The sequence below is a fragment of the Frischella japonica genome, assembly GCF_014489845.1.
Taxonomy (GTDB): domain Bacteria; phylum Pseudomonadota; class Gammaproteobacteria; order Enterobacterales; family Orbaceae; genus Frischella; species Frischella japonica.
In genome coordinates, this window is the sequence record NZ_JABURY010000010.1 from 143,953 (window position 1) to 160,196 (window position 16,244).

Annotated in this window: 11 protein-coding genes and 1 tRNA gene; 6 read left to right on the top strand and 6 right to left on the bottom strand. The window is 34.4% G+C overall.

Going from position 1 to position 16,244, the window contains the following annotated elements:
• Position 1: 1 nt before the first annotated feature.
• Positions 2-1,636, bottom strand: coding sequence for a Na+/H+ antiporter (locus FcAc13_RS04670; protein ID WP_187755043.1), 1,635 nt, complete (start codon positions 1,634-1,636; stop codon positions 2-4).
• A gap of 327 nt (positions 1,637-1,963) precedes the next feature.
• Between FcAc13_RS04670 and recO the strand changes: the two genes are divergently transcribed.
• Positions 1,964-2,656 (top strand): DNA repair protein RecO, encoded by a 693-nt coding sequence (gene recO / locus FcAc13_RS04675; RefSeq protein ID WP_187755044.1) that lies wholly within the window; start codon positions 1,964-1,966, stop codon positions 2,654-2,656.
• A gap of 72 nt (positions 2,657-2,728) precedes the next feature.
• On the opposite strand, the gene FcAc13_RS04680 is transcribed toward recO, so the two are convergent.
• Both FcAc13_RS04680 and FcAc13_RS04685 read right to left on the bottom strand, forming a co-directional pair.
• A complete protein-coding gene (locus tag FcAc13_RS04680; protein WP_220679729.1) occupies positions 2,729-3,490 on the bottom strand; it encodes an MlaA family lipoprotein in 762 nt (253 codons plus the stop codon).
• A 627-nt stretch (positions 3,491-4,117) separates the two neighbouring features.
• Positions 4,118-4,189 (bottom strand) — tRNA-Arg (locus FcAc13_RS04685).
• Positions 4,190-4,432: 243 nt separating this feature from the next.
• Here FcAc13_RS04685 and creD point away from each other — a divergent pair.
• Complete coding sequence (gene creD / locus FcAc13_RS04690) at positions 4,433-5,845, top strand: cell envelope integrity protein CreD (RefSeq protein WP_187755045.1); 1,413 nt, start codon at positions 4,433-4,435, stop codon at positions 5,843-5,845.
• Here the strand turns inward: creD and ilvY are convergent.
• Positions 5,842-6,726, bottom strand: a complete 885-nt coding sequence (gene ilvY / locus FcAc13_RS04695; protein WP_187755046.1) for an HTH-type transcriptional activator IlvY — start codon at positions 6,724-6,726, stop codon at positions 5,842-5,844. The genes creD and ilvY overlap by 4 nt on opposite strands.
• Before the next feature lie 176 nt (positions 6,727-6,902).
• On the opposite strand from ilvY, the gene ilvC reads away from it, so the two are divergent.
• Positions 6,903-8,381 carry a ketol-acid reductoisomerase gene (ilvC, locus tag FcAc13_RS04700; RefSeq protein WP_187755047.1) on the top strand — a complete coding sequence of 493 codons (1,479 nt, stop codon included), beginning with the start codon at positions 6,903-6,905 and terminating at the stop codon, positions 8,379-8,381.
• 63 nt (positions 8,382-8,444) lie between these two features.
• Here ilvC and nifJ read toward each other — a convergent pair whose 3' ends face one another.
• Positions 8,445-11,987, bottom strand: a complete 3,543-nt coding sequence (nifJ, locus tag FcAc13_RS04705; RefSeq protein ID WP_187755048.1) for a pyruvate:ferredoxin (flavodoxin) oxidoreductase — start codon at positions 11,985-11,987, stop codon at positions 8,445-8,447.
• 357 nt (positions 11,988-12,344) lie between these two features.
• Here nifJ and FcAc13_RS04710 point away from each other — a divergent pair, with 357 nt between their 5' ends.
• The 3 genes from FcAc13_RS04710 to FcAc13_RS04720 all read left to right on the top strand — a co-directional run bounded on the left by FcAc13_RS04710 (position 12,345) and on the right by FcAc13_RS04720 (position 14,665).
• The gene (locus FcAc13_RS04710) at positions 12,345-13,142 is read left to right on the top strand and encodes an amino acid ABC transporter substrate-binding protein (RefSeq protein ID WP_187755049.1); all 798 of its coding nucleotides are present in this window, start codon (positions 12,345-12,347) and stop codon (positions 13,140-13,142) included.
• A 64-nt stretch (positions 13,143-13,206) separates the two neighbouring features.
• A complete protein-coding gene (locus tag FcAc13_RS04715; RefSeq protein WP_187755050.1) occupies positions 13,207-13,905 on the top strand; it encodes an amino acid ABC transporter permease in 699 nt (232 codons plus the stop codon).
• Complete coding sequence (locus FcAc13_RS04720) at positions 13,886-14,665, top strand: amino acid ABC transporter ATP-binding protein (protein ID WP_281382606.1); 780 nt, start codon at positions 13,886-13,888, stop codon at positions 14,663-14,665. Before FcAc13_RS04715 ends, FcAc13_RS04720 begins: the two co-directional genes overlap by 20 nt.
• An 838-nt stretch (positions 14,666-15,503) precedes the next feature.
• On the opposite strand, the gene FcAc13_RS04725 is transcribed toward FcAc13_RS04720, so the two are convergent.
• A complete protein-coding gene (locus FcAc13_RS04725; protein WP_187755051.1) occupies positions 15,504-15,884 on the bottom strand; it encodes a hypothetical protein in 381 nt (126 codons plus the stop codon).
• Positions 15,885-16,244: the final 360 nt, after the last annotated feature.

Here is a 16,244-nt window from a genome sequence, read left to right on the forward strand (position 1 = left end):
TTTAGTTGCTATCGGTTAGCATCGCTTCGTAGATATCTAAACCAGTACTTAATCGTTCAAATGTTTCTTCAGAAATTTCATTACGAATCTTCAGTTGATACAATGCTGCACGTTCGCTACCAATGGCAACTAGTCGCATACGTCTTTCAAGATTTTCCGCCTCTAAGGATTTTTGCTCAAGCTCTTTTAATCCTGTTCTGCGGCGCAACGATCCAATAACACGTGAACCAACTTCAATAACGATTTCACTATCGATTCCATCTGTATCTGCTAAGATGCTATTTTGCATTTTTTCTAGACTACCGATCGCTTCTTCAGCCATAAAACCTTTCGCATACATTGCTTCATTATCAACTTGGCTATTATTTAAAATCACCTTACCGTGTAGAAGTATTGGTAATACAAATACCGCGACAATTAAAGATAATAAGATCACACCGGTCGCAATGAAAACTAATTCGTAACGACCAATAACCTGAGCTGGGATAGATAGTACCCCAGCTAAGGTGATCGCACCACGAACACCGGCAAAGGTTGAAACCCATAAATCGCGTATAGTATAGTTTTTAAACTCAAGTGGTTTTCTTAGGATAATTGGTAAATTAGGTAATTTTTGCATTGCGAGCAACCATAGAAAACGGGTTGTCATTAAAACTAAATAAACAAAGATTACAATAAAACAGAGTTCCCAAAATTCAATTGCCGAACCATCCACAGTAGTGGCGATAAATGTATCAGAAATAATTTTTGGTAACTGAATACCTAAAAGAATAAAGACAAATCCATTGAATACGAAAGTTAACATTGACCATGTACTTTCAGATTGTAGGCGAATATTGAGTGGCGCATTACGCATAATGCCAGATTGTCTTACGGTCATACCAGCACTGACTGCCGCTAAAATGCCTGAAAAACCAATGTGCTCAGCTATTAAATAAACTGCAAATGGTAGTAAAAATAGTAATACAATCTGTATAGCAGGATCATTTTTAGTTAATAAATTAATTTTTCTTAATAATATTGTATAAATCCAAGTAACCAAAATCCCAGTGGCCAGTCCACCAATGGCAACGAATACAAAAGAAGCCGAAATTTGGAATAAATTGAATTCCATTGTTGGATCGCTTAAAAAAAGTATTGCGAAATTCAAGCAGACTAGACCTGATGCGTCATTCATTAACGCTTCACCTTCAATAATCTCCATTTTACTTTTTTCAATTCTTCCTTGTCCAACAATTCCACCTAAAGCCACAGCATCGGTCGGTGATAATACTGCTGCTAATGCTAATGCAGCGGCTAAAGCAAGATTTGGAACAGGTAAAATCCAATAAAGTATATAACCCAACGCGATTACCGTAATGACGACAAGAACCAACGCTAACCCAACGATTTCTCGTACATTGTGAATAAAGTCTTTTAATATGGTTTTACGACCATCAGCAAAAAGTAGTGGTGGTATGAATAGAACAAGAAAAAGTTCATGATCAAATTCAACATAAAAATTGAATGCAGCCAGAATGCAACCCAGAGCAATTTGCATTAAAGGCAAAGGCACCTGAACTGGCAAAAGTTTAACGACAATTCCTGATAATGAAACTAACAGAATTAAAATAAGAATAGTAGAAAATAGCTCCATGATATCTTTATACATTATTATTGAGGATAATTCATTATAACGTATATGTTAATAAAATTCAGTGAATATCTGATAAAAATTTCATTTTTTAATAAATAATAATCATTATTTTGTAAATTTTTTAACATAATGCTATTGACATTTAAAATATATTATTATGCAACATAAAAATGATGTATTTTCTAAGATTTAATCATAAAATACGTTATTGCAAAACGTCTTTTCATATATCGTAATGATTTCCGCTATTATCAAACCAAAAAATATTGAGTTTGATAATTTTTCAATATCATATGGTTATTATTTTTTAGTAAAAATGTATTTAGCATGAAGGATTGGCATAAAGCTTTTATTTTACATACACGACCTTATAGTGAAACTAGTTTATTAGTAGATTTGTTTGTAGAATCTATGGGGCGGGTAACGACGCTAGCAAAAGGAGCTAGACGTAAACGTTCTGTTCTTAAAGGGTTTTTACAACCATTTACGCCGTTAATTGTACAATTGTCAGGAACCGGTAATGTTAAAACACTTTTACATACCGAAGCCATTTCTTTATCCTTACCTTTATCAGGTGCTGCATTATATAGTGGTTTTTATCTAAATGAATTAATTCATCGTGTCATTATTTCTCAATCAGATACCAGTGAAATTTTTCAAGCTTATTTAGTAAGTTTACAAGAACTTGCACGTAAAATACCGCCGGAACATGTATTAAGAAAATTTGAATTAAATTTATTGGAATTTCTGGGTTATGGAATCGATTTTGAAACATGTTATGCGACGGGAGATAAAATTGTCGAAACGATGACTTATCAATATGTTGCCGAGAGTGGCTTTATCAGTAGTTTAATGCAAAATAGTACTAGTTTTACTGGTAAACATTTGAGAGCATTCGCTAAAAGATCATTTACTGATGAAGATTGCTTAAAAGCGGCTAAAAGATTCACTCGACTCGCATTAAAACCTTATGTTGGCTCTAAGCCATTTAAAAGTCGAGAACTCTTTATGAAATTATAAATTAAAAGCATACTCAAGATAAGTCAAAGTATGCTTAAATTAAATGTTAAAGATATTATTTAATTTCAAACGTTATTCACTATCAATGTCATCGAGTGAATCACCTAAAAGTTGTTCTCTTTGTTGTTGCCTTTTTTCATTAATTGTGCCGCCCGTTGCTAAAAAATCATTACGTTGAAAATAGGCGTTACGCATAAAATTATAGGGATCATTACTACTATTTAATAACTCTTCATATTGAATTGCTTGTGCTCTTGCCTCAATACCATCCAGTAAATAACGTGCAATCGACATTTCCACAGTGAGAGAACTTAATGGTGGATAAAGATAATCAACAAAACTTCCACCATCTTGCCGCAATGTAGCTTGACCATAAAATGGCAGTACGACATAAGGTCCATATGGTACGTCATAATGACCAAGTACTGAACCAAATGTATGTCTATTTCCTTTACTTAATTGTGGGTCTGCCATACTAGCAACATCTAATAATCCGCCAAAACCAAAGACAGTATTTAGCATAAATCGAGCCATATGTGTTCCCGCTTGATGAACATTGCCCTCTAATAAACTATTGACCATGGAAGCGGGTTCCGTAAGATTGCTTGAAACACCACTTATCCCACTTCGGATAGGGGAAGGAATATAATCTTTCCATGCAACGGCAACAGGTCGTAATAAATAAGGATCAAGTATATAGTAATTAAAATCAAACATCTTACTATTAAAGCCTGATAGTGGATCTGAATAATCATTAGATTCAGCATTATAGGTTGCACAACCATTAAGTGTGACTATAACTAATAGTAAACTTAAAATCTTTATTTTCTTCACGCTAACTATCTCATTGTTGCTTAGTTTATTTACATGTGATTTATATTGTAACATTGAGTATAAAATTAATCGAAAATTTTCTGCTATTTCCATCAAGAATAGGTGTTTCCTAACAAGAATAGTTAAATGATTTTTTAGTTAAAAAGTGTTATAGGTAGTCAATAATATAGAATCATTAAATAGATGACAGTAATCGCTTAAGTGATATATTTATTATTAACATCAATAAAAATGCAGTGTTTAAGCATTCAATACATTAAATTTGTTTCAAGTAAGGAAGTAATGATAATCAGCTAAAACTTAAATTTAGCTCGTTTATTTTAAGATGACCTGACGATACTAAACTGCTAAAAACGGGTATCGTTAGGTTATTTTTAAATCGAATTGTGGAAAATGAGAAACGATTTTTAAAATATATTTACTGATATTTTATTAATGAAATAGCTCTTCAACTATCAATAGTATGGTAGGAATAAATAACAAGTTGGGTTTCTACTTAGTTGATGAGCTCCAAGATAACATGAGTATCAATTATTTTAGTTCATATTATAGAAATTAAGAAATTAATGAAAAACTATAAATTATAATTTTTAACATGATTAATCGTAATAAATTGGCAGTGTGTTTTGACCCCAGCAGGAATCGAACCTGCAACTAGCCCTTAGGAGGGGCTCGTTATATCCATTTAACTATGAGGTCGTAGGCGCTCTATTGTAAAGGATTTTAAAAAAAATTCCATTATTTCTTTATCCAAATTAAAACCGATTTGATCTTTATAACGCATAACAAAAAGAGATCGTAAAGAACAATAATGTGTGAATTACCATTTTTCTTGATTTATCATAGGTTCTTTATTCTTCACAAATACTTCACAATATTTTCAATAGTCTTTCATACTTTTCTGATATTTTAGCTAAAAATAATGATGAAAAGGATGAAATGATGAATTCACGTTATAGTTTATTAATTAAAATTGTTACGTTATTTGTTTTGGTAATAGTGATGTTAATTCCGACCCGACTGATTATGGGAATTGTCGATGATCGATTCTATTATCAGAATGAGGTAATCGAATCGGTTAGCCGTAGTAGCAGTGGAGAACAAACTATTGTAGGACCAATTATCGCCATTCCCTATATTGAAACAAATATTTACTATGAAGATTCAAAACAAATAATAAAGCGCACCAGAAATATACACTACATCTTACCTAAGACATTAGATGTGAAAGCTAAAGTTGACGTCGCGCCACGTTATATAGGGATTTATCAAACCCAAAATTATCAATCAGATTTAGAATTTAAGGGAACGTTTGAAGCTACATCCTTTGTGCATGAAGAGAATATTGAACTGGATGAACCTTATGCAGTAGTGCTGATATCCGATACGCGTGGTATTATGCAGATTCCTGTCATGAACATCGATCAAAAAACAATTAACTTTGAGCCGGGAATTAAAGAAAATGGTTTTACGACCAGTTCCCAGCTAGGTGGTATTCATGTTCCAATAAGTTTTAAACAGTTAGAAAACAGCCTCAGTTATAATTTTTCCTTAAAATTACAAGGTATGAACCGATTAGCAATTGTACCGGTTGGACAATCAACGCAATATCAATTAGATGCAAATTGGCCACATCCTAACTTTTTAGGTTTTAGTTTACCAACCAAGCGTCAGATTAATGAAAAAGGGTTTTCTGCTGAATGGCAAAGTACTTGGTACGCAAACAATATCAATAGTTTATTTGCTGAAGATTCGCAAATAAGTGAAGAAAGATATAAAAACAAAGTCTGTGGTTCTTACGTCGACAGTTGCATGCCAATGTTTAAAGCCAGTTTTATTGAACCCGTCGATCAATATCAACTGACAAAACGGGCAATTAAATATGATATATTATTTACTGTGCTAATTTTTGTTAGTTTCTTTATCTTTGAGATTTTAAAACAAATTAAAATTCATCCTGTGCAATATTTACTTGTAGGTATGGCTTTAGCGATTTTCTATCTACTATTGTTAGCAGCTTCCGAGCATATAGGCTTTACGTTAGCTTATATAATAGGGGCATTGGCATGTAGTATATTAATAGGTTTTTATTTATCGGCAGTATTGAAAAGCATCAAATGGAGTTGTGGGTTCACGGTATTTTTACTAACTTTATATGCATGTCTGTACATTGTGATGAATTCTGAAGGTAATTCACTATTATTTGGTACTACTTTATTATTTTTGGTTTTAAGTGGCATCATGATCCTTACTCGCCATATTGATTGGTACTCTGTCGCTAAAATTGATTTAAATAATATTGACAAAGTAACACCTATAAATGAGCAAAGTAATACTAGTCCTGAAAGTAATTAAGGCTGCAATGATTGCCAAAATGAAATAATGATCTTTTCTGATAGGCGTCGTTTTTGCACACAGACGCCTATATCAAATGGTTCAATTAGATTCGATGACCACTCAATGATTCTTTCTCGAATTCTTTCAGGGCTATTTTCCATCACCACTTTTGGTAATAATGCTATCCCACAGCCAACAGCAACCATTGATACAATGGCTTCATGTCCAGCAACGGTAGCATAGATGTGTGGTGTGGTAATTTTGTTATGTTTAAACCATTGATCGATACGATGACGACTCGGTCCATGTTCAGGTAAAATAAATGGAATGTTATGCCAGTCTGGTTGTTTTTGATGCAACATTTCGCTAAATGAACATTTCAATCGAGGAATCAATAACACCATTTCGATTTCACCTAACTTAAAAAATTCAATACTATTTGGAAGCTGCTTAGGTCGACCAGCAATGGCTAAATCCGCATCATTCGATTGAATTTTATCAACCGCATCAGCGGCATCGCCAGTAATCAATTTAATTTCGACTAACGGGTAGAGAGCGCGAAATCTGTCCAAAATATCAGGTAGATGACTGTAAGCAGCCGTTACTGAACAAAATAAAGTTAATTCACCTGATAATTGTTGATTATTTTCTTCAAAGGTTTGCTGTAAATGTTGCAATTCAGTCAAAACATGCTTAGCGAAAATACGAAATTGTTGACCGGCAGGGGTGATTTCTACTGAACGATTATCGCGAATAAATAATTGTTGATTCAGCGATGATTCAATACGTTGAATTTGTCTAGATAAGGTCGAAGGTGTTATATGCATAGCTTTGGCTGCTAAGCCAAAATGCTTTGTGTCACATAAGGTTAGAAACGTTTTTAAATCATGAATATTCATAATCGACTTATTTTAATGTTGCGATAATTGCAATATATTATTCAAAATATATCAATTTTAGCAATAAAAAAATTTCGGTATAGTATGTTAAATTTTTACAACACAGTTAACCTATCTCTTAAATTAAATCATCGATAAGGTTAATGCAAAACAAACATATTGATAAAGGATATAACATGTCAAACTACTTTAACACCTTAAACTGGCGAGAAAAATTAGCGCAATTAGGCAAATGCCGATTTATGGGACGTGATGAATTTGCTTCTGAAGCTGATTTTCTAAAAGGTAAAAAAATTGTCATTGTTGGTTGTGGCGCACAAGGTTTAAACCAAGGTTTAAATATGCGTGATTCAGGTTTAGATATTGCTTATGCGTTACGTAAAGAAGCTATTGCCGAAAAACGAGCATCTTGGAAAAAAGCAACTGAAAATGGTTTTAAAGTAGGTAGTTATGAAGAGCTTATACCAACAGCAGATTTAGTTATTAACTTAACTCCAGATAAACAACATACTGCTGTTGTGCAAGCAGTGCAACCATTAATGAAACAAGGCGCGGCATTAGGTTATTCACATGGATTTAATATCGTTGAAGTTGGTGAAAAAATTCGTTCTGATATCACTGTCGTTATGGTTGCACCAAAATGCCCAGGTACAGAAGTTCGCGAAGAATATAAACGTGGATTTGGTGTTCCAACATTAATAGCTGTACATCCTGCTAATGATCCAAAAGGTGAAGGCTTGGCGATTGCTAAAGCATGGGCAGCAGCTACTGGTGGACATCGTGCAGGTGTATTAGAGTCGTCATTCGTTGCTGAAGTCAAATCGGATTTGATGGGCGAACAAACCATTCTATGTGGTATGTTACAAACTGGCTCATTATTATGTTTTGATAAATTAGTTTCGGAAGGTGTTGATCCTGCTTATGCCTGTAAGTTATTGCAATTTGGTTGGGAAACCATTACTGAAGCTTTAAAACAAGGTGGTATTACATTAATGATGGATCGCCTGTCTAATCCTGCTAAATTACGTGCGAATGCCTTGGCACAAGAGTTAAAAGTGATTATGACAGATCTTTATCGTAAACATATGGATGATATCATTTCTGGTGAATTCTCTCGAACTATGATGGAAGATTGGCATAATAATGATAAAAATTTACTTACCTGGCGTCAGCAAACTGGTGAAACAGGATTTGAAAAAGCGCCTGAATATCAAGGCAAAATTGAAGAACAAACTTATTTTGACCAAGGTGTTGTTCTGATTGCAATGGTAAAAGCAGGTGTTGAATTGGCATTTGAAACTATGACAGAAGCTGGCATTTTAGAAGAATCAGCTTATTATGAATCTTTACATGAATTACCATTAATTGCTAACACTATAGCACGTAAACGTCTTTATGAAATGAATGTGGTTATCTCAGACACTGCTGAATATGGCAACTATTTATTTTCTCATGCTGCTGTTCCATTATTAAAAGAGAAATTTATGCCATTATTACAACCCGGTGATCTAGGTAAAGCGATACCAGAAGGCAGTGTTGATAATGCGCAATTACGGGATGTTAATGAAGCTATCCGTAATCATCCGATTGAGAAAATTGGTCATACTTTACGAAGCTATATGAAAGATATGAAAAAAATTAATGTAGCAGGTTAATTTGATCTAAAAAATAAAAAGGCGTATTAAACGCCTTTTTTATTGCTAGTGATGCTCAATCAACTAAACGTCTGGTGGGGTTTCTACTTCGCTAAAAGTTGATAAAAGTTGTAACAAACGATATTTTGCTTGGACGGCTTTCCCTGATTGTAAATGTAAGCGATCTGCTGTCAGTGGCTCTAATGCTTCCAGACGTTTGAAACGTTGTTCTTTCAGTAAAGTTTCTGAAAGAATTTCGCTGTTCGGAGCTCTCGAATCCAAAGTTAATGCCGATTTACCAGCCAATGCTTTTTGGGGATCATAGCGATATAATGGCCAGAATCCTGATTTGACCAAATCTTTCATCTGTTCGTGTGATTTAGCAAGATCGTAACCATGCTCTTCACATGGACTATAAGCAATAACAAGTGACGGACCATTGTAAGCTTCAGCTTCCTGTAATGCTTTTATCGTTTGATTAAGTTGAGCACCGATAGCAATTTGTGCCACATAAACGTGCCCATACATCATTATACTCACCCCTAAATCTTTACGTGCTTTTTGTTTACCTAAATCAGCAAATTTAGATACTGCCCCCATCGGGGTCGATTTAGACTGTTGACCGCCAGTATTGGAGTAACATTGAGTATCTAATACTAAAATATTAACATTCTCAGTCAAACTCATTACATGATCTAGTCCACCAAAACCAATATCATACGCCCAGCCATCACCACCAATTGCCCAGACAGATTTATCAATCAAATAATCAGCGTGAACTAGTAATTCTCTTGCTTCAGGTGATGCTAATACTGACAATTGACGGCGTAACTGTTCAACTAATTGACGTTTCTCATTTAATGATGTTTCGTTAGATTTTAAGCCAACCACTAAATCAGGTGGAATTTCAGCTGCAACTTGATCTAATAAGCGTAGTACTCGTCGTTTATGTTGATTGTAGGTTAAGCGATAGCCCAAAGCAAATTCAGCATTATCTTCAAACAAGGAGTTTGCCCATGCAGGACCTCGTCCATTACTATCGGTAGTATAAGGGGTAGATGGCATATTCCCACCATAAATCGATGAGCAGCCAGTAGCATTAGCAATCGCCAAGTGATCGCCATATAATTGTGTTAATAATTTAATATAAGGGGTTTCGCCACAACCTGCACATGCACCGGAGTATTCAAATAATGGGGTTAATAATTGTGATGTACGGATATCAATGCGTTCCATGCTATTAGGATCGCGATCGGGAAGCGTAATAAAAAATTCATAATTCTTTTTCTGAGTGACTAAATTATCGATACGAGGAGCCATATTAATGGCTTTAATATCAAAATTATTACGATCACGAGAAGGGCAGACTTCAACACATAGATTACAGCCAGTACAATCTTCTGGGGCGACTTGTAATACATAACGTTGACCTTTCATATCACGCGCTTTCACTTCCAGTGAAGATAAAGTATCGGGTGCTTGTGTTAGTGCTTCCGGGGCTACAACTTTAGCGCGTATGGCGGCATGTGGGCATGCAACTACACAATGATTACATTGGGTACATAATTCTGGCTGCCAAAGTGGAATTGTTTCAGCAATGTTGCGTTTTTCCCATTTAGTTGTGCCGGTTGGCCATGTACCATCCGGCGGGAAGGCCGAAACGGGTAAACTATCGCCAACCCCAGCTAACATTGCCGCAGTCACTGTTTTAACAAAATCTGGAGCATGATCAGGAACAATAGGCGGACGTAATGGACTAGTATGATCTAAACAAGTTAGCGGAATTTGTTCTAACGAATCGACAGCCATATCAATCGCTTGCCAGTTGCGTTCAACTAAGTCCTGTCCCTTACTGCTATATGCTTTAGCTACAACATCTTTCAGTTTTTCAGCAGTAAAATCCTGTTTAAAAATTTCTGCTAAATAGAAGAATGTTGCTTGCATGACAGTATTGATCCGCGCTCCAAGCCCACATTCGCGAGCAATTTTTGCTGCATTTATAATGTAGAATTGGGCATTTTTCTTAATCAGTTCAGCTTGTACTTCTTTTGGCAATCGGTGCCAAACTTCATCTTTATTATAAGGGGTATTCAATAAGAAAATACCACCTTCCTTCAAATGCTCGACAATCTGATATTTATCGATAAATTGATCTTGATGGCAACCAATAAAGTGTGCGCTATCAATCAAGTAAGAAGATTCTATCGGATTTAAACTAACGCGCAAGTGAGAAACCGTTAAGCCACCTGCTTTTTTCGAATCATAAACAAAGTAACCTTGCACATTAAATGGAGTGCTATCACCAATAATTTTAATATTATTTTTAGTCGCAGAAACAGTACCATCACTACCCAATCCATAAAAAAGCGCTTCCAATGCAGATTTTTGGGGAATAGACTGTTTGGGTAACGGTAATGATAATCCTGTAATATCATCATAAATACCAACTGTAAAACGCGGTCGAGGAGAGGCTAATTTTAATTCATCATAAATAGCTAATACACAACGTGGATCAAATTCTTTACTTGATAATCCATATCGGCCACCAATAATTAACGGGAAACATTGCCGTTCATGACGCGAAATAGCTTCAGCAAACGCCGTCATAACATCCAAATATAATGGCTCAGCCAATGCCCCAGGTTCTTTTGTTCGATCCAACACCGCTACTTTTTTAACAGTCTGTGGTATCACGGCCAATAGATGGTGGGCTGAAAAAGGACGATAGAGTCTAACAACCACTACACCAACTTTTTCCTTTTGTGCCAATAAATGATCGACCACTTCATGACACGTACCGATTGCTGAACCCATTAATATAATAATTTGTTCCGCATCCGCCGCTCCATAATATTCAAATGGTTGATAGTTGCGACCGGTTTCTTTAGCAAAAGCTATCATAGCATTGACGACATGCATATAAGTCTGGTCATAATACCGATTCACCGCCTCGCGACATTGGAAAAAAGTATCTGGATTAGCTGATGTTCCTCGAATAAAAGGTTGATCAGGTGTCAAGGCTCTGGCTCGATGCGCGGCAATAGCATCATCAGGTAATAGATTTTTAATCGAATCATCACTTATTGGGGTAATTTTATTAATTTCATGTGAGGTTCGAAAACCATCGAAAAAATGGACAAAAGGGATACGGCTATTTAATGATGCTATTTGTGCAATTAATGCAAAATCTTGAGCTTCTTGTACCGAACTTGAACAAAGCATTGCACAACCTGTTTGACGCACAGCCATTACATCGGAATGATCACCAAAGATAGATAAAGCATGCGTCGCCACAGAACGAGCAGCCACGTGCAAAACAAATGGCGTGAGTTCCCCCGCAATTTTGTATAATGACGGAATCATCAACAATAAACCTTGCGAGGAAGTGAAGGATGTGGCTAGTGCCCCAGTCATCAGAGCGCCATGTACAGTTGAAATGGCACCGGCTTCTGATTGCATTTCGATAACTTTAGGTATATCTCCAAAGATATTTTTCTTGCTAAACTCTGACCATGTATTGGCTTGCTCCGCCATTGAAGAACTCGGGGTAATAGGATATATTGCAATTACTTCGTTAGCGCGATACGCAACCGAAGAAACTGCGCTATTGGCATCAGTTGTAATCATTAAAAAACCTTATATCTACTACTTTGACATTACTCTATAATTTTATCATCAAACATTGTAACAGAAACTCAAAAAACTTTATCTATTTTATCAATTAAAAGATGAATTAATTTTAATTAATCGAGTAGAATTCTAAAGATGTATGTTGAATTAATATTCTTAATAATTGTTAACAATGTCATAAACCCTGTTAATTTTTCGAAAATTAACAAAACTAATCAAGTTTCAAATGATTGTGACTTGATTATTAATTTATTTTATGGCAAAACGTCAATTGCTACTGGATAAATGGTGAGACATAAGTTAGCATTACACCAAAAATTTTTACTTAAAATGACATAATATATTGGGGTTGATATGCGTAGACAATCTTATTTATGGATAATGGCTTTTGCAGCCCTGTTTTTGCTTAATGCGTGTGATGACCAAACGAAGCAGAATCAGGTAAGTCAAAATGTCGAAGTTAAAAAACAAACTATTGTCATTGGATTAGATGATGATTTTCCACCTATGGGGTTTCGTGATCAGAACAATGAATTAGTTGGTTTTGATATTGATTTAGCTCGTGAAGCGGCAAAAAGAGCAGATTTAAATGTAGAATTTAAACCGATTGACTGGTCAGCAAAAGAAGCTGAGCTTAATAGTAAGCGTGTTGATGCATTATGGAATGGTTTAACAATAACTGATTATCGTAAAGAAAATATTCTATTTTCAAAACCTTACATGATTAATCATCAAATTATCGTAGTTAGAGCTGATAGTGATATTCAAACTAAAGCAGATTTAGTAGGAAAAGTAATTGGTTTACAAGATGGTAGCAGTGCATTAGATGCGGTAAATGCGGATCCTATTCATACTAATTTTGCCGAATTAAATCAATATGCCGACAATGTAACGGCATTGTTAGATTTGGCAAATCAACGTCTTGATGCTGTCGTCGTTGATGGAGTCGTTGGACATTATTACGTTGCTAAAAAACCCGATGAATATAGAGTATTAGAAGATAATTTTGGTGAAGAACAATATGGTGTAGGATTTGAGAAGGGTAATGTCGAACTACATCAGAAGATCCAACAAGCATTAACCAGCATGATTAATGACGGAACGGCGGCCCAAATTTCACAAAAATGGTTTGGTACCGACGTCACAAAATAAACCGAAAGTATGGTTTGTTTAAGCGCAGCCCTTATTGGACTGCGTTGTTTTTATAGGACTTTAGATGGATTACTTAGTAAATTTTATAGAACAATTTTGGATAACCCTTAAAGTTAGCACTTTTTATTGTATCGATATATCTCCGCAATTATGGGAAGGAACTAAACTTACCCTAGGGCTATTTATTGTGACTTTATTGTTATCTATTCCTTGTGGTTTAATATTAGCATTATTAAGACTATCGCGGTTAAAATTCATTAGCTTTTTGGTTAATGCTTATATCTGGTTGATGCGTGGCACTCCCTTAATGCTACAAATCTTTTTTATCTATTTTGCCTTGCCGATGTTAGGTATCCGTTTCCAAAGTTTTTCAACCGCTGTAATTGCCTTTACGCTAAATTATGCTGCTTATTTTGCTGAAATTTTCCGTGCTGGAATACAAGGTGTTAATAAAGGTCAGTACGAAGCGGCGAAAACGCTAGGTATGAGCTATGGTCAAACAATGTGGCGGATAGTTTTACCCCAAATGATCAAAAAGATTCTGCCACCCCTGTGTAATGAAACTATTACATTAATCAAAGATACCTCTTTAGTTTATGTTTTGGCTCTACAAGATCTGATGCGTATTGCTTATCAACTCGTGAAACGTGATTTTGATTTATCACCGTTTTTTATTGCCGCAGTATTTTATTTGGCAATGACTTTAATTTTAACGATGCTTTATCAAAGATTGGAGAAATATTATGCCCGTTATGACGACTGATATTATGATTAATGCACAGCAGATTTATAAGTCATTTGGAAATCTTTCAGTATTAAAAGGTGTTAATTTAACCGTAGAAAAATCAGAAGTCGTCGTAATAATCGGATCTTCTGGCTCGGGTAAATCTACTTTACTTCGTTGTATAAATCATTTGGAAAAAATTGATTCAGGATCTATTGCCATAGAGAATGAGCTTATGGTTAAAAATAACGAAGCTAATCAAGCTATTTATCAACCAGAGCAGGAAATTAAACGCATTTGTTCAAAAATGGGCATGGTGTTTCAGCATTTTAATCTTTTCCCGCATATGACTGTTTTGCAGAATATTATTGAAGCTCCGATGACAGTAAAAAAAATGAAGCGTGAAGAGATATTACCTTTAGCGCGTGAATTATTGCAAAAAGTTGGTCTGTCTAATAAAGAAGATAGTTATCCATCCCAACTGTCGGGTGGGCAAAAGCAACGTGTTGCTATTGCCCGAGCACTTGCAATGCAACCCGATATTATGTTATTTGATGAACCTACTTCGGCGCTTGATCCGGAATTAACCGGTGAGGTTTTAAAAACGATGCAAAACCTTGCTGAAGATAAAATCACTATGGTGGTAGTCACTCATGAAATGGGCTTTGCCAGAGCTGTGGCCGATAAAGTCGTGTTTATGGATGGTGGCGTAGTGATAGAGCAGGGCAAACCAGAAGAAGTTCTCGTTAATCCAAAACATCCAAGAACATGTGCATTTTTATCCCGATTTATTGATTAAATCCATCGATATTAAGCAAAATAAACGGAATTGTCTGCAAAAAATGATATTTATTTGCATTATTAAATTTTTATAAATGTTCAAAAAATTTAACAGTTCCTGTTTATTATGTAGACTGAGCTTGAAATAAATAGGCTGTCAGGATATTAATTTTTGAATTGTTTAACTCGCATCTATTTTAATTATTTTTTTTAATGAATCATTTTGCGCTTCTGATTTTATTTTATATTCATAAGTTGATGTAGCGGTTCAATGGGCTCTCAACACTAAAGATATTTAATGCTAAATACAGAACAATATTTGAAGCGAGTTATATCAATATTGTTCGCTATTTGGTTAATATCGTATAATTGAATGTAACTTAATCAGAAATTTTATCCCATCAGATAGATTGAAATAGAGAATAAATCTAGGGAGAATTTAAAATCACCAAAATAATCAAATTTACATCTTAACAATCACCATAATAGCAAAAACAATTATCTAAAAGACAACAATAGGTTTGCACATCAAACCTCTCTTTAGCTAACTATTCATGCCAAAATTTTATTAATTCAGCAAATAAAAAATAGGTTGTATGCTTAAGCGATCAAGGTTGTATTAATGCGAGGAGAATTTTTTATTTATGTAATAAGCAATAATTATTTGACTTAGATGGTGTGTTTAAAAATACACTGTCTTATGCAAGGAAAAAGTTAATTATTATGTATTGCTATGGCAATAAAGCTAATGGTTCATCGATTGTGTTGGTAAGTCATACGTTATCACTGAATATAATGAGGCTAATTATTGAATCAAACCGATTGAGATATTTATAATGCAGTATTTGGTTTGGTGATTAATCAAATAAGAAAGATAAAATACCTAAAGGTCCAAGGAAAAAAAAGATTAAAACAATTAAATTATATATAGCAAAAATGCGAATAAAATATGCCATGGGTGGTGATAGAATTGCTATAAATGAAATAATAAAGCCATATATTACCGAATTTAACAGAAAAGGCGTTCCATAAGATTTATCACGAAATAGCATAAACTCAACATTTGTTGCTATAAATGTCAGAATGAAACAAATTATAATAACCGAAATATGCTCTAATAAATCCCAAAAGGACCAATTTTTGGCTGAAAAATCAATCAAACCTGCCACTAAAAAACTAGGAATAATAATTAAAATCAATAGGATTATTTTTAAACTGACAAGTGACCATTGTTTCATAGGTAATTGAGTGTTTTTTATTTTAAGTTATCTAACAATCGTAATTATTGTACTATATGATACATTTTAAATAAATGTTAGTTGCATTTTTCAATTTATCTGATTAATAACATTAACCTGATTATTTTAAATAATATTAAAATAGTCAAAGTAAATAAACTGAGAAGAGCAGTTCAATGATAAAATTACCAACAGTTTGTATTAGGAGCATTTTAATAAATGCAATTAACAATGGTCGCAAATAAGTTATATACAGTTAGTTGCAAATAATAAACCTATAGCATCGATTATTAAACAGACACTTGTCATATCGATTTAAACTGAATTTAACAAAAATGTGTTTTAATCTTTTTATCAATA